The organism is Christiangramia echinicola DSM 19838, from assembly GCF_000423065.1.
GTDB lineage: Bacteria > Bacteroidota > Bacteroidia > Flavobacteriales > Flavobacteriaceae > Christiangramia > Christiangramia echinicola.
On the sequence record NZ_AUHG01000016.1, the window covers coordinates 25,215 to 43,921 of the forward strand.

At 37.4% G+C, this 18,707-nt stretch carries 19 protein-coding genes; 17 read left to right on the forward strand and 2 right to left on the reverse strand.

The window, feature by feature from the left end; all coding sequences use genetic code 11:
* Nucleotides 1-3: 3 nt before the first annotated feature.
* Genes G530_RS0111850 through G530_RS0111865 form a run of 4 tightly spaced genes read left to right on the forward strand, consistent with a single transcriptional unit; the run spans nucleotide 4 to nucleotide 3,992 of the window.
* Entirely contained in the window at nucleotides 4-606 is a 603-nt protein-coding gene (locus G530_RS0111850; RefSeq protein WP_035716362.1) for an LOG family protein, read from the forward strand.
* Nucleotides 607-608: 2 nt separating this feature from the next.
* Nucleotides 609-1,280 (forward strand): VOC family protein, encoded by a 672-nt coding sequence (locus tag G530_RS0111855; RefSeq protein WP_026934741.1) that lies wholly within the window; start codon nucleotides 609-611, stop codon nucleotides 1,278-1,280.
* Nucleotides 1,281-1,297: 17 nt separating this feature from the next.
* Nucleotides 1,298-3,292 (forward strand): NAD-dependent DNA ligase LigA, encoded by a 1,995-nt coding sequence (gene ligA, locus G530_RS0111860; RefSeq protein ID WP_026934742.1) that lies wholly within the window; start codon nucleotides 1,298-1,300, stop codon nucleotides 3,290-3,292.
* 22 nt (nucleotides 3,293-3,314) lie between these two features.
* Nucleotides 3,315-3,992, forward strand: coding sequence for a M15 family metallopeptidase (locus G530_RS0111865; protein ID WP_026934743.1), 678 nt, complete (start codon nucleotides 3,315-3,317; stop codon nucleotides 3,990-3,992).
* Here the strand turns inward: G530_RS0111865 and G530_RS0111870 are convergent, their stop codons facing one another.
* Both G530_RS0111870 and G530_RS0111875 read right to left on the reverse strand, forming a co-directional pair.
* Complete coding sequence (locus G530_RS0111870) at nucleotides 3,993-4,904, reverse strand: bifunctional metallophosphatase/5'-nucleotidase (RefSeq protein ID WP_026934744.1); 912 nt, start codon at nucleotides 4,902-4,904, stop codon at nucleotides 3,993-3,995.
* 5 nt (nucleotides 4,905-4,909) lie between these two features.
* On the reverse strand, nucleotides 4,910-5,677 hold the full coding sequence (locus G530_RS0111875; protein WP_026934745.1) for a 5'-nucleotidase C-terminal domain-containing protein: 768 nt from the start codon (nucleotides 5,675-5,677) through the stop codon (nucleotides 4,910-4,912).
* Nucleotides 5,678-5,931: 254 nt separating this feature from the next.
* On the opposite strand from G530_RS0111875, the gene G530_RS0111880 reads away from it, so the two are divergent.
* The 13 genes from G530_RS0111880 to G530_RS0111940 all read left to right on the forward strand — a co-directional run bounded on the left by G530_RS0111880 (nucleotide 5,932) and on the right by G530_RS0111940 (nucleotide 18,525).
* On the forward strand, nucleotides 5,932-6,462 hold the full coding sequence (locus tag G530_RS0111880) for a DUF6913 domain-containing protein (protein ID WP_156888629.1): 531 nt from the start codon (nucleotides 5,932-5,934) through the stop codon (nucleotides 6,460-6,462).
* The gene (gene dapA, locus G530_RS0111885) at nucleotides 6,462-7,337 is read left to right on the forward strand and encodes a 4-hydroxy-tetrahydrodipicolinate synthase (protein ID WP_026934747.1); all 876 of its coding nucleotides are present in this window, start codon (nucleotides 6,462-6,464) and stop codon (nucleotides 7,335-7,337) included. Before G530_RS0111880 ends, dapA begins: the two co-directional genes overlap by 1 nt.
* Nucleotides 7,338-7,475: 138 nt before the next feature.
* Nucleotides 7,476-8,285: an outer membrane protein assembly factor BamD gene (locus G530_RS0111890; RefSeq protein WP_240472157.1), complete on the forward strand. Its 810-nt coding sequence runs from the start codon at nucleotides 7,476-7,478 to the stop codon at nucleotides 8,283-8,285.
* An 11-nt stretch (nucleotides 8,286-8,296) separates the two neighbouring features.
* A complete protein-coding gene (locus G530_RS0111895) occupies nucleotides 8,297-8,623 on the forward strand; it encodes a DNA-directed RNA polymerase subunit omega (protein WP_026934749.1) in 327 nt (108 codons plus the stop codon).
* Between the two features lie 14 nt (nucleotides 8,624-8,637).
* Complete coding sequence (gene coaBC / locus G530_RS0111900) at nucleotides 8,638-9,846, forward strand: bifunctional phosphopantothenoylcysteine decarboxylase/phosphopantothenate--cysteine ligase CoaBC (protein WP_026934750.1); 1,209 nt, start codon at nucleotides 8,638-8,640, stop codon at nucleotides 9,844-9,846.
* A complete protein-coding gene (gene porD / locus G530_RS0111905; RefSeq protein ID WP_026934751.1) occupies nucleotides 9,839-10,729 on the forward strand; it encodes a type IX secretion system protein PorD in 891 nt (296 codons plus the stop codon). The genes coaBC and porD overlap by 8 nt, the downstream gene beginning before the upstream one ends.
* Before the next feature lie 58 nt (nucleotides 10,730-10,787).
* The gene (recN, locus tag G530_RS0111910; protein WP_026934752.1) at nucleotides 10,788-12,440 is read left to right on the forward strand and encodes a DNA repair protein RecN; all 1,653 of its coding nucleotides are present in this window, start codon (nucleotides 10,788-10,790) and stop codon (nucleotides 12,438-12,440) included.
* Between the two features lie 275 nt (nucleotides 12,441-12,715).
* On the forward strand, nucleotides 12,716-13,537 hold the full coding sequence (locus tag G530_RS0111915) for an enoyl-ACP reductase FabI (protein WP_026934753.1): 822 nt from the start codon (nucleotides 12,716-12,718) through the stop codon (nucleotides 13,535-13,537).
* 79 nt (nucleotides 13,538-13,616) lie between these two features.
* The gene (locus G530_RS0111920) at nucleotides 13,617-14,633 is read left to right on the forward strand and encodes a glycosyltransferase family 2 protein (protein ID WP_026934754.1); all 1,017 of its coding nucleotides are present in this window, start codon (nucleotides 13,617-13,619) and stop codon (nucleotides 14,631-14,633) included.
* The gene (locus tag G530_RS0111925; protein ID WP_026934755.1) at nucleotides 14,620-15,567 is read left to right on the forward strand and encodes a YbbR-like domain-containing protein; all 948 of its coding nucleotides are present in this window, start codon (nucleotides 14,620-14,622) and stop codon (nucleotides 15,565-15,567) included. Before G530_RS0111920 ends, G530_RS0111925 begins: the two co-directional genes overlap by 14 nt.
* Nucleotides 15,564-16,157 carry a dephospho-CoA kinase gene (gene coaE, locus G530_RS0111930; RefSeq protein ID WP_026934756.1) on the forward strand — a complete coding sequence of 198 codons (594 nt, stop codon included), beginning with the start codon at nucleotides 15,564-15,566 and terminating at the stop codon, nucleotides 16,155-16,157. The genes G530_RS0111925 and coaE overlap by 4 nt, the downstream gene beginning before the upstream one ends.
* Before the next feature lie 64 nt (nucleotides 16,158-16,221).
* Nucleotides 16,222-17,799 (forward strand): sensor histidine kinase, encoded by a 1,578-nt coding sequence (locus G530_RS0111935; RefSeq protein WP_026934757.1) that lies wholly within the window; start codon nucleotides 16,222-16,224, stop codon nucleotides 17,797-17,799.
* A gap of 3 nt (nucleotides 17,800-17,802) precedes the next feature.
* Nucleotides 17,803-18,525, forward strand: coding sequence for a response regulator transcription factor (locus tag G530_RS0111940; protein WP_026934758.1), 723 nt, complete (start codon nucleotides 17,803-17,805; stop codon nucleotides 18,523-18,525).
* Nucleotides 18,526-18,707 lie beyond the last annotated feature (182 nt).

Below are 18,707 nucleotides of genomic sequence, written 5' to 3' on the forward strand. Positions count from 1 at the left end.
AGTATGAGCAAAAAATTAAATAATATCCATAGTCTGGCTGTATTCTGTGCCAGCAGCGATGGAAACGATAAAGAGATCTACGATACAGCTTTTGAGGTTGGAAAGATAATGGCTAAAAATGACATCAGGCTAATCTACGGCGGAAGCAAGCTGGGGTTGATGGGGCAGGTGGCTAATGGAATTATGGACCATGATGGTATAGCGACCGGCGTGATCCCGGATTTTCTGAAAACGAAGGAAGTTGTGCATACTAACCTGGATAAGCTAATAACTACAGAGGATATGCACGAGCGCAAACTTACAATTCACGAGCTAAGTGACGCTTTTCTTACGCTGCCGGGAGGTTTTGGTACCTTTGAGGAGTTATTTGAGATCGTTACCTGGGCGCAATTGGGGCTACATAGAAAACCAATAGGGTTGCTCAATATTGGAGGCTTTTATGATGACCTGATCCAGATGCTGAATAAAATGTGTGATAAAGGTCTTCTCAAAAGAGAAAATCTTGATATTTTACTGGTCTCAGATAATTTTGAAGATCTTTTACAGGAGATGAGGGAGTTTGAACCACAGCCAGTTCCAAAATGGATGAATAAGAATCAGACGTAATTATGAAAATTATAAAACTCACTATATACACCTCAAATATCAAGGATCAGCTTGAATTCTACAGGGATGAATTGGGTTTTGATATTGATAAATATTCTAAAGATAGTTTTGAAATTATAGCCGGATATTCCAGGCTGAGGTTTGAATTCAGAGAAAATGCAACTCCTTATCATATCGCCTTTCATATCCCAGACAGGCAGGAAGAAGTAGCTCTGGAATGGCTGGATAATATTGTTCCGGTTATAGGTTTCAATGATGATAAGATCGTTGACTTTCCCAACTGGCAGGCTAAATCCATCTATTTTTACGACAGGGATAAGAATATAATGGAATTTATATCCAGAAGGGATTTTAGTAAACCAGAATCAGCAATTTTCAATTCTGGAAATGTAATAGGGGTGGCAGAAATTGGTCTGGTAACTCAACATATAAAGGAGAAGTTCAAGAAACTGAATCTAGATTGTGGTTTGGCCCAGTTTGACGGAGATTTCGAAAGATTTTGTGCGATTGGGGAAGCTTCAGGTTTGCTTATTACCATTAATAATGAAAAGAAAGATTGGTTTCCTACCAATGACAAAGCATATAGCTCAGATTTTAAATTGAAATTCGAGCATCATTCAAAAACATTTCAACTGAATTTTAGCCAGAATGAGCTTAAAATTTCAGAAAACTAATACCAACTATTTTTTACATGGACGTTGAAAAGAGAATTCGTGATCTTCGCGAAGAATTGCAACAGCATAATTATAATTATTACGTACTCGATAAGCCGGTAATAAGTGATTATGATTTTGATATGAAACTAAAGGAGCTTCAGGAGCTTGAAGAAAAACATCCGGAATTTGAAGATCTCAATTCTCCTACTCAGCGAGTAGGTGGCGCCGTTACCAAGAATTTTAATACGGTAGTTCATGATCAACGCATGTATTCGCTTTCTAATTCTTATTCTAAAGAGGAGCTGGAAGAATGGGAGACCAGGATCAGGAAGGTTGTAGATGGAAAGCTTCAATATGTATGTGAATTAAAATATGATGGAGCTTCTATAAGTTTAACTTATAAAAATGGCACGTTAGACAGGGCGGTCACTCGTGGTGATGGTTTCCAGGGAGATGATGTGACTAATAATGTGCGTACTATTCGCTCTGTACCTTTAAAACTGAATGGTGATTTTCCGGAGAAATTTGATATTAGAGGAGAGATCGTTCTGCCTTATGAAGGCTTTGCGAAAATGAATGCTGAAAGGGTTGATATTGGAGAAGAACCTTATGCGAATCCAAGAAATACAGCTTCCGGAAGTTTAAAATTGCAGGATAGCGCTGAGGTTTCCAGAAGGCCTTTAGAATGTTTGCTCTATAGTATAGTAGGAGAAAATACAGGTGTAAAATCTCAATTTGAAAGTCTGGAAAAAGCCCGGGAATGGGGTTTTAAAGTTCCGCAGGAGTCTGAACTTAAAAACTCCATAGAAGAAGTACTAGAGTATATTAATTACTGGGACCAGCATCGTCATGACCTTCCTTATGAAACTGACGGGGTGGTGGTGAAGGTTAATGATTTCTATCAGCAGGAAGAATTAGGCCATACCGCAAAATCTCCGAGATGGGCAATGGCTTATAAATTCAAGGCAGAGCAGGAGAGTACTAAGCTAAATAGGATCACTTATCAGGTAGGAAGAACCGGTGCGATCACTCCGGTAGCTAATTTGGATCCTGTTCAACTGGCGGGAACCATCGTGAAAAGAGCTTCTTTACACAATGCAGATCAAATTGAGAAACTGGATGTTCGTGAAGGAGATACTGTTTTTGTTGAAAAAGGAGGAGAGATTATTCCTAAAATTGTAGGTGTAGATTTCACCGAGAGAGACCCGGATAGTGATCCAACCCAATATGCTACTCATTGTCCCGAATGCGAAACCGAACTGGTTAGAAATGAAGGAGAGGCGCAGCATTATTGTCCAAATACCAATGGATGTCCTCCGCAGATCATAGGCCGTATTCAACATTATATTTCCAGGAAAGCGATGGATATTGAAGGTCTGGGTGGGGAAACAGTTGCCTTGCTAGTAAATGCCGGACTCATTGAAAATTATGCCGATCTCTATACTTTAAAAAAGGAAGACGTACTTCCTTTAGAGCGAATGGCAGAGAAGTCTGCGGATAATCTTATTGTTGGTATCCAGAAATCTAAGGAAATTCCCTTTGAAAGAGTACTTTTTGCATTAGGAATTAGATATGTAGGCGAAACAGTGGCTAAAAAACTCGCTAAACATTTCAAGAATATTGACGCTCTTGCTGCAGCTTCCGAAGAAGAATTGGTAAATGTAGATGAGATTGGGGAAAGAATAGCCTGGAGTGTGGTAGACTTCTTTAAAGCGGAGTCTAACAGGGAAATCGTAAATCGATTAAAGGATCATGGATTGCAACTGGAAATTTCAGCGGAGAAGCTAGCTAACCAAACCGATATTTTAGGCGGTAATAGTTTTGTAATTTCAGGGGTATTTGAAAAGGTATCCAGAAATGACCTTAAGAAAATGATCGAAGATAATGGCGGAAAAGTTTCCAGTTCAATTTCTTCAAAAACAAATTATCTGGTTGCTGGAGCTAATATGGGTCCGAGTAAATTGGCTAAAGCAGAGAAAGTTGGAACCAATATAATTAGCGAAGATGATTTTCTAAAAATGTTGGAATAAGATTTTATCTATTATTTATAGAATGAAAATTTACGCTTCTTTTTTTATTTGCCTGGTTACTTTTTATACTTCGACCATAAATTCCCAGGAAATTCCGGAAGGCTTTGTCTATTTAGATGAAGCTATTCCAGATATCGTTTATGAGATACGTTATGCTGGAGAACATAATTTTGTAGGAAAACCAATCACCGGGTATAATGCCGATCAGGCAATTCTAAGTAAACCTGCGGCTATTGCACTGGCAAAAGTTCAGAAAGAATTGATAAAGAAGGATTTTATGCTGAAGATCTTTGATGCCTACCGGCCGCAACGAGCAGTGAATCATTTTATGGATTGGGCTAGACGTAAGGAGGATACTTTAATGAAATCTGAATTCTATCCCGAGGTAAAGAAACAAAACCTGTTTGAATTAGGTTATATCGCGACCAGATCTGGACATTCCAGAGGTAGTACGGTAGATTTAACTATGATCAAGGTTGAAGGTTGTGAGAATGTAGATATGGGTGGACCTTACGATTTTTTTGGTGAGATCTCACATCATAACACGCAACAGATCACCGCCGAGCAAAAACAGAACAGGGAAATTCTCAGGTTAGTGATGAGAAAATACGGTTTTAGATCATATTCAGAAGAATGGTGGCATTACACTTACGATGCCGAACCATATCCTGATACATATTTCGATTTTCCGGTAGAGTAATTAGTTTACCGCTATTTTTACACCGTCGCCTTTTAGATTATTGTCTGCATCCAGGTAAAAATCTATTCTTCCCAGGTAAAGACCATAACATCCAACCTGATTTACTAATACATCCTTACCGGCTTTGTTCTTTTCTACAGTTGGTTTTTTTAAGAAAGTGTGAGTGTGACCACCAATGATTAGATCGATGTTTTCTGTGGCTTGTGCTAGTTTTCTATCTGAGATCTTATTGCCGTTATATTCGTATCCAAGGTGAGAAAGGCAAATTACGATATCGCACTTCTCTTCATTTTTCAGTTTGCTACTAACTTCTGTGGCCATTTCAACAGGATCCAGATATTTGGTTTCCTTATATAGATTATCATTCACAAGGCCTTGTAGCTCTATACCTATACCAAAAATACCAATTTTAACTCCGTCTTTATTGTATACCCGGTAGTCTTTGGTCTGCCCATCCATGACCGTATTACTGAAATCGTAATTGGAGATCAGGAAATCAAAATCTGCATGAGGTAATTGAGCGTATAGCCCGTCTATCCCATTATCAAAATCATGGTTTCCGATGGTAGCAGCGTCATATTTTAATTTACTCATCAGCTTAAATTCCAGTTCCCCTCCGTAAAAATTAAAATAGGGGGTACCCTGGAAAATATCACCTGCGTCTAATAATAATGTATTTGGGTTTTCGCGCCTTATTTGTTCAATTAAAGTTGCTCTTCTACCAACACCTCCCAGATTGGCATTTCTACCTTCATCGGGTCCAAAAGGTTCAATATGGCTATGCACATCGTTAGTATGCAATATGGTAATATGTTTTTCGGCTTTCGAATTAAATGAAAGAGATGAAATTCCTCCCAGGCTTAAGAATGCTGTGGCTGCTGCCGTATTCTGTATAAAATCTTTTCTTTTCATGCTCCTTATTCTCTAATATAACGCTTGTCGATATCAGCTTTTATAGTATCTACACTGGTAAAATAATCTATTAATGCGTTGCGTATCTTATAGTTCGTACTGTAAAGGTTTATTGGATTTTTAAAAAACGCCATGTTATCTCCTCCATTATATAAATAATCTGAAGTAGCTACCAGATAAGTCTTGTTTTTGTCTATTTGCTCACCTTTTATTTTAGCCTCAAAAATACTGTAGTCTTTATTTGCTCTAATCTGAATTTCCTTGCTAACAGGATGTGCTGTTTTAGCTTTTTCAAGATACCTGAGCATTTCCTTTATTTTTACTCCGGAAAGCTCTGCGACCACGATCTCATTTTCAAAAGGCATTAAATTGTAGGCAGACCTGGTAGAGACTCCTCCTTGTGGTAACTCAGATCTAATTCCACCGTGGTTTAGCAACGCAAAATCTATGTCTCTTCCTGTTCTTTTTTTAATTACCGGATTGGCCTGGAGCATCAAAGCGTCTGCCATCATATTACCGATCGCAGTATTCAGATCTCCGTCATTTTTTGAAAGTAATTTCGGGTTGTAGGCCAGGGTGGAATCCAGTGTGTTGTTCAAATGTTCCTTAAACGGAGCAATAAATTTATTAATATCCTCATCGCCTTTTATGGATTCATCAATCTGAATTCTTTCAGAGCTGATTTCAGAAATGGAAAGCTGATCTTTATTACTCTCTTTACATGATAGTAATAAAGCTGAAAAGGCGATCAATAGTATTCTTATTGTCTTCATGGGGCTGTAGTATTTTGCAAATATATAAAACTTAGGAGGCTGAAATAGTTCAAAATTAAAACCTGGTCGATTTGAGCCTATAAGGCTTAAATTTTTTGAGGTAGCAAAAAGGTATGATATATTATTTCAGTTATCCTTCGAGATATTGTGTAATCACCTCAAATTTAACAAAATGTACAAAGCTGTTAAATTCTAATATTTACAGACGTTCCCGTCCTGTTAACTGCTTTTATGTTTGTATAAATTATATACATTTGCGCCACTTAATTGAAGTGATGATCTCATCTAAACTGAAACATTTTTTCTATGCTAAGAAGATCCGAAAGGTTTTAAAAAATAAACCTTTACTGGATATTGAAAGTTTAGATAAAATAGGTTTTATCACAGATGCCGAAAGTTTTAAAAACAATGATGAATTTTTAAATCTTCACAAGCAGCTGGAGCATAAAAAAGCAGATTTAAAAATTGTAGTTTGTGGTTCTGGTATTGACCTTGATAGACTTCAAATAGAAGTATTAGATCCAAAGGAAGTAACTTTTTCTGGTGAATTTAAATCAGCAGGGATACAGAGTTTTATCCAGGAACACTACGATTTTATAATCTGTTATTTTTCAGAAAAGAATCAGCTAGGCTCTTTGCTTGCAGCAGAGGCTTATGGCAGAGTGAAAATAGGCAATAAACCAGATGATTATGGGATCTATGACGTAGAGATCAACTCTGGAAATAAAGAGGAATTTCTGGAGGAGGTAATAAAATATTATAGAATTTTTAAAAAGAAGAATTGATGGAAGCCTTTGTAGGAACAGGAGTAGCACTTATTACTCCATTTAAAGAGGATTTATCTGTAGATACGGATGCGTTGGCTAATTTGGTTAAAGATCAGATAGAAAACGGAATTGAATATTTAGTGGTTCTGGGAACTACTGCAGAAAGTGCAACCCTAACCCAGGATGAAAAAGAATTGATCAAGGAGATTATAAAGAAAGCTAATGCCGGTAGATTACCACTTGTACTTGGAATAGGAGGAAATAATACCGTTGCCGTTGCAGAGGAACTTAAAACCTCAAACCTTGATGGTTTTGATGCGATCCTTTCGGTTTCGCCATATTACAATAAGCCAACACAGGAAGGTATATATCGTCATTTCAAAGCAGTTTCAGAAGCTTCCCCACTTCCAGTGATTTTATATAATGTGCCTGGAAGGACCTCTTCTAATGTATTGCCGGAAACTGTGAATAGAATTGCCAGAGACTTCGATAATATTATTGGGGTAAAAGAGGCAGCGGGTGACATTGTTCAGGCTATGAAACTTATAAGTTTGGTGCCAGGAGATTTTAAAGTGATTTCCGGGGATGATATGATCACATTACCAATGATACTTGCTGGAGGGAAAGGTGTAATCTCTGTGATAGGACAGGGGCTGCCGAAAGATTTTTCAGATATGGTAAGAGCAGGTCTGGATGGTAAAGTTGCAGAGGCATACCGGTTACATTATAAAATAGCTCCTTCTATAGATCTAATTTTTGCTGAAGGGAACCCTGCTGGCATTAAAGCTTTACTGGCTAAAAAAGGAATGGTGGCTAATTATTTGAGACTTCCGCTCGTGGAAGCTTCAGAAAGCCTAACCAGCAGAATTAATAGTTTTGTAGAAAGCTTTTAGGAAATATATCCATAAAATTTTTCACAAAAGAACTCTCCTGTAACAATAAACCCTTGATATAAGGGTTATTTGAGTAGTTTAGGAAAGTTTTTTTTATAGTAACAAAAAATGTATTTTTGCCAGATGTTTTTACGTATCATGAAAAAAGGAATTCTCGTTTTAGGTTTGCTAATGCTTACTGTGTCTTGTAGTGAGTACCAAAGGTTACTTAAAAGTACAGAAACTGCTGAAAAATATACGGCAGCAGAAGAATTGTATAATGAAGGCAAAGAAGAAGACTCTAATAAAAAGCTGAAAAAGGCTTTAAGATTACTGGAGCAGATCGAGCCTGAGTTCCGCGGAAAGCCACAGGGGGAAAGACTTGTTTTCTTGCTGGCAGATACGTATTACCAGTTAGGAGATTATTTTAATGCACCTTTTCAGTTCGAAAGATTTTTACAACTTTATCCTAATAGTCAAAAAGCAGAAGAAGCTGCATATAAAGGAGCGGTATGTTACTTTTATCGTTCCCCGAGATATGACCTCGATCAAACAGATACAGATAAAGGAATTGAAGAGTTACAGGCATACCTTAATAGGTATCCAGAAGGCGAATTCACTGCGGCAGCTAATGAAAAGGCAACCGAGTTAAGAGTTAAACTGGAGAAAAAAGCATACGAAATTGCCAAGCAATATCATCATACAGAATACTATAAAGCTGCGATAGCTTCTTTCAATAACTTTATTTCAAATTATCCTGGATCACCTTTTAGAGAGGCTGCTTATTTTTACAGGTATGATTCCGCTTATAAACTGGCGGTGAATAGTTATCAGATTTTAATGGAAGAGCGTCTGGAAGAAGCTGTAGAGTTTTCTAAGGCATATAAAAAATATTACCCTGAAGGAGAATTTACTTCTGAGTTAGAAGACTCCCTATCAGAAATTGACAAAAGGTTACAGAATTTTTAATAATAGGAACGATGGATTTTAAGAAAATTGATGCACCGGTGAACACTACCACTATTAACAGGAATAAGGTAGATGCACCAACCGGAAATATTTATGAAGCGATCTCGATAGTTGCTAAAAGAGCCGGGCAGATCAACGGTGAAATCAAGAAGGAATTATTGGAGAAACTTGATGAATTTGCTACTTATAATGATTCTCTTGATGAGATCTTTGAAAACAAAGAGCAGATCGAGGTTTCTAAATTCTACGAGAGATTACCTAAACCACAGTCACTGGCAATCCAGGAATGGTTAGAAGATAAGATCTACTACCGTAACACAAAAGATACCGAAGAATAGATCTGGACTCAAATATGTCTGTACTTAAGGGGAAAAAAGTTCTATTAGGTGTTACCGGAGGTATCGCTGCTTTTAAAACTGCCGCTCTAGTACGCTTATTTGTAAAGGCTGGTGCAGACGTGAAAGTCGTAATGACACCTGCCGCTAAAGAATTTATTACTCCGCTAACTCTTTCTACACTTTCTAAAAACGAAGTTTTTTCTTCGTTTACAGATGAAGAGGATGAGAATGCGAAATGGAATAATCATGTAGAACTCGGCCTTTGGGCCGATTTCTTGCTTATAGCCCCTGCTACGGCCAGTACACTTTCCAAAATGGCTTCGGGCAATAGCGATAACTTTTTACTGGCGACTTACCTATCAGCTAAATGTCCTGTTTTTTTTGCTCCGGCGATGGATCTTGATATGTATAAGCATCCTTCCACAAAGAATAGTTTAAAAGTGCTTCAGGATTACGGGAACTTAATGATTCCTGCGGGTTCTGGAGAACTGGCAAGTGGATTACACGGAGAAGGCAGAATGGCTGAACCAGAAGAAATACTTGAGTTTATTGAGGCGCACTATTCTGAGGATCTACCTTTAAAAGGAAGGAAAATCGTTATAACTGCCGGTCCTACATACGAAGCTATAGATCCTGTTCGTTTTATAGGAAATCATTCCAGTGGGAAAATGGGATTTGAGATCGCAACTGCCGCAATGCAATTAGGAGCTGAGGTCGTCTTAATCTCCGGTCCAACCCACTTGAGTATCGATGAGAATAAATTAAGATTGATCAGGGTTATAAGTACCCGGGATATGTACGAAGCTGCCCACGCTAATTTTGAAGATGCTGATATTTTTATTGCTGCCGCTGCCGTAGCCGATTATAAACCTAAAACGGTAGCTAACCAGAAGATCAAGAAAAATGACGATTCTTTAACTTTAGAACTTACAAAGACAGAAGATATTCTAGCAAGTCTTGGGAAGATCAAAAAGAACCAAAAGCTCATTGGCTTTGCTTTGGAGACGAACAATGAGGTAGAAAACGCAAGAAAAAAGCTTAAAAAGAAGAATCTTGATTTTATTGTTTTAAATTCACTAAACGATAAAGGAGCAGGCTTCCAGGGTGATACCAATAAGATAAGTGTTATTTATCCAAATCTTAAAAAGGATTTCGAGCTAAAATCTAAAAAGGAAGTAGCCGGGGATATTTTAAACGAAATTGTAAATTTATTAAATGCGTAAGATCTTTAGTTTCATAATGTTCTTTCTGTTAGTGCAGCTTAGTTCTGCGCAACAGCTTAATTGTGAAATTATTGTCAACGCAGAGCAAGCTGGTCAGGCTAATCTTTCGGTGTTTAAAACTCTGGAACGAGCTTTAAATGAATTTGTAAATCAAACCACCTGGACCGAAAGGAAATTCCAGCCTCACGAACGTATAAATTGTAGCATGTTCATTACGATCACCAGTTTTGAAGGTGAAAGTTTTAATGGAACCATTCAGGTGCAATCTTCCAGGCCTGTTTACGGAACTTCTATGATCACGCCAGTTTTTAATTTTAATGATGAACAATTCTCATTTAATTACCGCGAATACCAGCCATTAAATTATAGTCAGAATACTTATACCTCAAACCTGGTTTCGGTAGTTTCATTCTATGTGTATACCGTCCTGGGTTTAGACGCTGATACTTTCGCTCCAGAAGGGGGAACAACGTTTTATGAAGAAGCCAATAGAATTGTAACCAATGCTCAGCAGGGTAACTCGCAAGGTTGGAGAGGTTCAGACGGTCAGCGTTCAAGATTCAGGTTAAATACAGACTTGCTGGCAAATACCTATGCTGAATACAGAACTGCTTTATATGAATATCACCGTCTGGGACTTGACGTTATGCATGAAGATGTCCTGGCTGGAAAAAATATGATCGCCGAATCTCTTGAAAAATTAAAGGTGATGAATAACAGGCGTAATAATTCGCTGTTACTGAGAACATTCTTTGATTCCAAGGCAGATGAAATATCTTCAGTCTACTCTGGAGGACCTCCATATGAAGACACTGCAGAACTTATAGAAACTCTAAATAGCATAGCGCCACGGTATGCCAGAAACTGGAGAAATATTCAGTAGTCTTTTAGGTTGATTTCAATCTTTTTCTCACGTATATTTAGCACAAATTTTAACCGATTTGCTTACATCTCTATCTATAAAAAATTACGCATTAATTGAAGATATTAATATAGGTCTTCAACCAGGTTTTACCATTATAACGGGAGAAACCGGAGCTGGTAAATCTATCATGCTAGGTGCGTTGGGACTTCTTCTGGGTGATCGTGCAGACTTTAGCTCTATTCGTGATGCCGATAAGAAATGTATCATAGAGGGGAGTTTTAGTATCTCCAATTATAAACTGGAAAACTTCTTTAAAAAGGAAGATCTGGATTACGAGAAACAAAGTATCATAAGACGTGAGATCCTTCCATCAGGAAAATCCAGGGCTTTCATAAATGACACTCCGGTAAAGGTTACTGCGCTTCAAAAACTAGGAACTTACTTAATAGATATTCATAGTCAGCATGAAACCCTGAGCCTTGGGAATGCTGAATATCAATTTAATGTAATAGATACCATTGCAAAGAATGAACCTATTATCCTTCAGTATAAAAAGGAGCTGAAAGAATATAAGGTTCTTTTGAATAGATTTGAAGAACTCAAGGAAGAGCAGTCTCAGGCAGCAAAAGAATATGATTACAATGTTTTTCTACTAAATGAGCTTGAAGAAGCGAATTTAAAGGAGGGGATGCTGGAAGAGTTTGAAGAGCGTTACGAGGAGTTGAACAATGTTGAGGAGTTAACAGAGAATTTAAGTGCAGCCGTTAACCTGCTGCAGCAGGAAGAGATAGGTAGCCTTGATAATCTTAAAGCAGTTAGGTCTAGTTTATCTAAAATTGCGCAGTTTTCTGCAAACTATGAGAATTTTCATGAGCGCGTGCAAAGTGTGATCATTGAGCTTGATGATCTGGAGGCAGAAATGACCGATGCTCTGGATAGAGTAGAGGCTAACCCGGAAGAGCTTGAAGTGGTTAATCAAAAACTTCAGATTATTTATAACCTTCAGAAAAAGCATAATGCCGAGAATATTGAAGAACTTCTGGCTATCATCAAAGACCTTCAGGAAAAAGTTTCGGTAACAGAGAATGCAGAATCAGCTTTGAATGATGTTCAGGAGGCTATAAAAGATCAGGAGGAGAAATTACAAGTTACAGCTGGTAAACTTCACCAGAATCGGGAGAAGATCATTCCTGCATTTATAGAACAAACAGAACAGATCCTCAGAGATCTGGGTATGCCTAATGCCAGATTGAATATTGAACTGGAAATGGGAAAAGAATTCCTGTCCAACGGATTGGATAGACTGGAATGGTATCTGGCCGCTAATAAAGGAGGAAGTTTTAAGGAGATCAAAAAAGCAGCTTCGGGAGGAGAATTATCCCGTATCATGCTGGCGGTAAAAAGTATTCTTGCCGCACAAAGTAATTTACCAACTATAATTTTTGATGAAATTGATACCGGAGTTTCGGGAGAGATCGCCAAAAAAATGGGTGAAATCCTTAAAAAAATGGGGAATAACATGCAGGTGATCGCTATTACTCATCTACCTCAGATCGCCGGCAAAGGAGCAACTCACTTCAAGATCTTTAAAGAAGATAACGAGATCGCTACTCAAACCAAGATCGTTCGCCTGGAAGAAAATGACCGGATTGAGGAGCTGGCATTAATGCTTGGTGGTAATACTAAAAGTGATTCGGCCCGGGCACATGCTAAGGCTTTGCTTAATTAGACTTTAGAAGTTAGATTTTGGTATTGAAAATTGAGTCGATATTCTTTCCGCAAAGGAGCAAAAAGCTAAAATGGCGTCTTTATAGTTGGAGTTATTTTGAAATTGCTTTGCTATTTTCCATTTTGAAAAAGCAAATGTTAGTTAAAAATTTTTAGCAGAGTATATCGAGATAGATCAAAAGTCTAGATTCTAATATCTCAATACTTAATACTCCTTACTGAATTCAAACAACTTTGTTATATTTACAGGCTTAACAACCACAAAATAATAATCACATGTCATATAACCTGCTAAAAGGTAAAAGAGGAATAATTTTCGGTGCATTAGATGAGAATTCTATAGCCTGGAAAACTGCTGAAAAAGTTCATGAAGAAGGAGGGACTTTTGTTCTTACAAACGCTCCAATCGCCATGAGAATGGGAAGTATTAAGGATCTTGCTGAAAAGACTGGATCAGAGATCATTCCTGCAGATGCAACAAAAGTTGAAGACCTTGAAAACCTTGTTGAGAAAGCAACTGAAATATTAGGAGGTAAGATCGATTTCGTTCTTCACTCTATCGGGATGTCTGTAAATGTTAGAAAAGGAAATCATTATACAGATATGAACTACGATTACACCACTAAAGGCTGGGACGTATCTGCAGTTTCTTTCCACAAGACCATGCAGGTTCTTTACAAGAAAGATGCTATGAACGAGTGGGGAAGCATCGTGGCCCTTAGTTATATGGCCGCGCAAAGAGTATTCCCAGACTATAATGACATGGCAGATAATAAGGCATATTTAGAGTCTATTGCACGTAGTTTTGGTTATTTCTTCGGAAAAGACAAAAAGGTAAGAGTAAATACCATTTCACAATCACCAACTCCAACTACTGCAGGACAGGGAGTAAAAGGATTTGATGGCTTTATCGCTTTTGCTGAAAAAATGTCTCCACTGGGAAATGCAACTGCTGAAGAGTGTGCGAACTACACCTTGACATTATTCTCAGACCTTACTAAAAAGGTGACTTTACAAAATCTTTTCCATGATGGTGGATTCTCTAATACGGGAGTTAGCCAGGAAGTGATGGAGGCTTTTACTCCAGACGAGGACTAGAAAAAAATCATATTATACTGCCGAAAAACTGTATCTTAATAGATCAGATTTCGGCAGTTTCTTTTTTTAAACCTTATACATGCAACCAGAGTATTCCTTTATAGTTCCGGTATATAATCGTCCCGATGAAATTCGGGAGTTGCTGGAAAGTATGAGGAAATTGATATCAAAGGTTTCTTTTGAGGTTGTGATCGTAGAGGATGGTTCCACTATTAGGGCAGATGAGGTGGTGACTAAATTTTCAGAAGATCTTGATATTAGCTATTACTTCAAGTCGAATTCAGGACCCGGTGATTCCAGGAATTACGGAATGAAAAAGGCCCGGGCAGATTATTTTCTTATCCTGGATTCAGATGTTATTCTTCCTGAATATTATTTAAAAGAAGTGCATAGTTTTCTTTCTGCTGAAAAATGTGATTGTTTTGGTGGCCCGGATGCCGCGCATCCTTCTTTTAGTAATGTGCAAAAAGCAATAGATTATACGATGACCTCTTTCTTCACTACCGGTGGGATTAGAGGTGGAAAGAAATCTGTAGATGAATTCCAGCCACGTAGCTTTAATATGGGAATTAGCAGAAAAGCTTTTGAAGCCAGTCAGGGTTTCGGGCAGATCCATCCCGGCGAAGATCCAGATCTTAGCCTGAGATTAAAGAAAGCCGGATTCAGAATATGTTTGATCAATGAAGCCAAAGTATTTCATAAGCGAAGAATAGATTGGAGTAAATTCTATCTTCAGGTGAAAAAATTCGGAATGGTGCGACCAATTCTTAACAAATGGCATCCCGGTTCTTCAAAGATCACTTATTGGTTTCCGTCATTATTCATAATTGGCCTGATATTTTCTATATTCATGGCAATTATCGGGGAGTACTTCTTTATTGGCGCCTACCTGATCTATTTTCTGGTTATAGGCATCGATGCTAGTATTAAGAATAGAAGTATTTTTATAGGAATTCTGGCCATACGAGCGGTGATGGTTCAGTTTACGGGATACGGTTTCGGATTTTTAAATTCGACCTTTAAAACCAGTATTTTGAATAAGCAGCCAGAAAAAGAGTTTCCTCAATTATTCTTTAAAAGAAATGTCGGTGCGTAGAAAACCTAGATTTAAAAGAGCAAGTATAAAAACATTCAGTTTTTTTCTGATTTTCTCTGCCGTGGTATGGGTATTAGTTCAATTTTCAAAAACCTATACCCAGCTTATAGAAATCCCGGTTAATTATATAAATGCGCCTTTAGATAAGAGTATTTCAGACGACCGGCCAGATCATGTGGATCTTCAGCTACAGGATAATGGCTTTAATATTTATTACTATAAAATATTCAATCCGCAACTTCAGGTAGATCTTTCCAAAGCAAAACAAAATAATGGTGAACTTGTTTATACACTGCAGAATCACCTTTCAGACATAGAACAGCAATTAAAGATAGATTTCGAGAATTCATTGATCGTTCAGGAAGAGATCGTGGTGCCTTTTCAATTTAAAAAGGAAAAGATGCTTAAGGTTGAGCCAAGAATTGAAGTGAACTATGCAGTAGGTTTTTCTGCGGAAGAATCTGTTAGATTAAAGCCAGATTCGGTAAAAGTGAGCGGACCGGAAAAGATCATTGACAGTATAAATACCGTTTATACCAGGTCTCTAAAGTTAAATAAAGTAAACATGGATCTTAACGGGGAAGTAGATATAGACACCTCGGGTCTTGGTCAATTAAGTTTTTATGACAACAGTGTAGGCTATTATCAGAAGGTAGAGAAATTTACTGAAGGAAGTGCAGAGATTGCCGTAGAGGTGACCAATGTACCTGAAGGTCTCAATCTGGCTTATTTTCCTAAAACAGTGATCGTTTACTACCAGGTAAATCTTAAGCAATTTGAAAGTGTAAGTGCTGCAGATTTTAGAGTGATTTGTAATTATAGGGAGGTGAAAAAAGGTGATGATTATATGATCGCCAAGATCGTAGAGAAGCCTGATTTTATTAATAATATACGTTTAAATGAACGGCGTATTCAATTTGTGATTAAGCGATGATGGTAGTAGGCCTTACCGGAGGAATTGGCAGCGGAAAAACCACTGTTGCTGGTTTTTTTAAAAAGCTGGATATTCCTGTTTATATAGCAGATGAGGCTGGAAAAAGATTGATGGAAAACTCTCTAAAGATCAGGGAGGAGATAATTTCAATTTTTGGAGAATCCTCCTATTCCGGAAATACTCCCCAAAGAAAATTTATCGCATCAAAAGTCTTTAGCGATGAAAGGCTTCTCGATAAATTAAATAGAATAATCCATCCTGCAGTAGAAGAAGATTTTAAGCTGTGGTTACAACGGCAACATACAACATATGTGATCTACGAAGCCGCTATCCTTTTTGAAAAAGGGGGGTATAAAAAATGTGACCTAAATATACTGGTTACTGCACCATTAGAAATTAGGATCAAAAGACTCCAAAAGCGAGATAAAAGTTCCCAGGATGAGATCCAGCAACGTATGGACAATCAATGGAGCGATGAAAAGAAATCTCAACTCGCAGATTTCATAATAAATAACGAGGATCTGGCTGATACAAAACTACAAGTTGAACATATTCACTTCGAAATCTTAAAAGCAGGCAAAAATTCTTAGAAGTTCTGTTAACATTTGGTTAAACACTTTAACGTCTAAATGTTAAAATATTACTTTTGACCGCATGAATAAGAAGCTTTTCGTCCTTCTCGTTGCCCTAATGAGCCTGTCACTTATCGGTATTATTTTCGTTCAGGGATATTGGATTAAAAGCACTATAGATGATCGTGAACAACAGTTTTCTTATAACGCTAAACAAGTTTTAATGAACGTTTCTGAAGAGATTCAGAAAAGGGAATTTGAAAGATATTACTTCCAGTTTAAAAATCCTGATAGCGTAAATAGCAGGCTGAGTGATAGAACTTTGACTGAATATTTTTATTCTAACAGAGATGAAAATAGAAACGAGACCTATTTTAATACGGAAACTATTTTAGAGGAAGATTATAAGGTTTCATCCGGATTTTTGCAGTTTGCTCAGGATAGTATACAGTTTACCCGAATGATCAATAAACGGGTGACTGATATTGTAAGGAATAACAAGCTTGACGGTGATAATTTAAGTGCGAGGCAACGAATAGAACACATAGAACGAATGTCCAGAATGGAGGAGGTAGAAAAGGACATTCTGCGATCGGCTATTTCAGAGCTCGTAGTTAGGTTGCCAGTACATAAAAGAGTATCAGAAGAAACTATTTCAGATTTACTGGAAGAAGAACTGCAGAGTAGAAACCTTAAGACAGAGTTTGAGTTTGGAATTTATAATAACTCGTTTGCGACTAATCTCCATTCAGAAAACTTTAGTCTGGATCATCCTGCAACATATGCCGTACCTTTATTTATGGATAATGCAGGGAAAAGTGGGTACCAGTTACTGGTTAATTTTACGAATAAGAAAGAAGCGGTATTATCATCGGTGATCCTGATGGCATGTCTTTCGATCATATTTACGCTTATCATTGTAATTGCATATTCCAGTGCGCTTTCACAATTGATCAAGCAGAGACAGATATCACAGATCAAAACCGATTTTATTAATAATATGACCCATGAGTTCAAAACCCCTATTGCTACGATAAATCTGGCATTAGATGCGATTAAGAACCCAAAGGTTATTGATGATCAGACAAAAGTTTCTCGTTATTTGCAAATGATAAGAGACGAAAATAAAAGAATGCATGCACAGGTAGAAAATGTGCTGCGTATCTCTAAACTGGAAAAGAACGAACTTGATCTAAAGAAGGAAAGACATCAGTTGCACGATATCATACATGATGCAGTATCTCACGTGGAGTTGATTATTGAAGATAGAGGAGGTTACGTGCAAACTCATTTTGGAGCGCTTAGATCTTCAATTCTGGCAAACCAGGATCATTTTACAAATGTTGTAGTGAATATTCTCGATAATGCGATCAAGTATTCTGAGGATGCTCCAAAAATTGACATTTACACTACAAATGTAAAGAACTATATTTATTGTGAAATAAGAGACCAGGGAGTTGGAATGAACAAGCTGGTACAGAAGAAAATATTTGAAAAATTTTATCGCGAACATACCGGTGATATTCACAATGTAAAAGGTCATGGATTAGGTCTGGCGTATGCAAGGCAAATTATTGATGACCATCATGGGGAAATAACCGTATCTAGCGAAAAAGGAAAAGGAAGTACCTTTATAATTAAACTACCACTAATATCTTAATATATGGAAACTGAAAACAAGAAAATTTTGTTAGTAGAGGATGATCCAAACTTTGGAACTGTCCTTAAAGATTATCTCGCAATGAACGATTACGAGGTAACTCACGCCAAGAATGGAATGGAAGGATTCGAAAAGTTCAAGAAAGACGATTTCGATCTTTGTATCCTAGACGTAATGATGCCTTATAAAGATGGATTTACCTTAGCCAAGGAAATTCGTGATAAAAACGAAGAAATCCCGATTATCTTCCTGACAGCTAAAGCTATGAAAGAGGATGTATTAAAAGGATATAAAGTAGGGGCAGATGACTACCTGAACAAACCTTTTGATAGTGAAGTTCTCTTGATGAAGATCAAGGCGATCATGCAGCGTAAGGCTACAGATAGCGTTGCAGATTCAAAACAATTTGAATTTGAGATCGGTGATTTCCACCTGAATTCTAAATTAAGGTTTCTGACTTTTAGAGATGAGGAACCACAAAAACTTTCTCCTAAGGAGAATGAGTTATTAAGATTACTGGCTTTGCATGAAAACGATCTTATGCCAAGGGAACTGGCATTAACCAAGATCTGGAGAGATGATAACTATTTCACCTCCAGAAGTATGGACGTTTATATCGCCAAACTTAGAAAATACCTGAAAAAAGATGAAAACGTGGAGATTTTGAATATCCATGGAGAAGGTTTCAGACTTGTTGTAAAGAATAAGGAAGAGACCGGAGCATAATCTAATTTTTCAGTTTCCGGGATGTACTGCATCATGGAAGAGACCATGATGCAGTATCATATCTCGATTTTGGATCTATAGCTCCCGATAAATCCAGGTTATTTTTTTAAGAGTTCTTAAATGAATTTTGATTCCGTAATCTTAGCATAAATTTAAGAACGGTTTTCTTACAATACTTATCT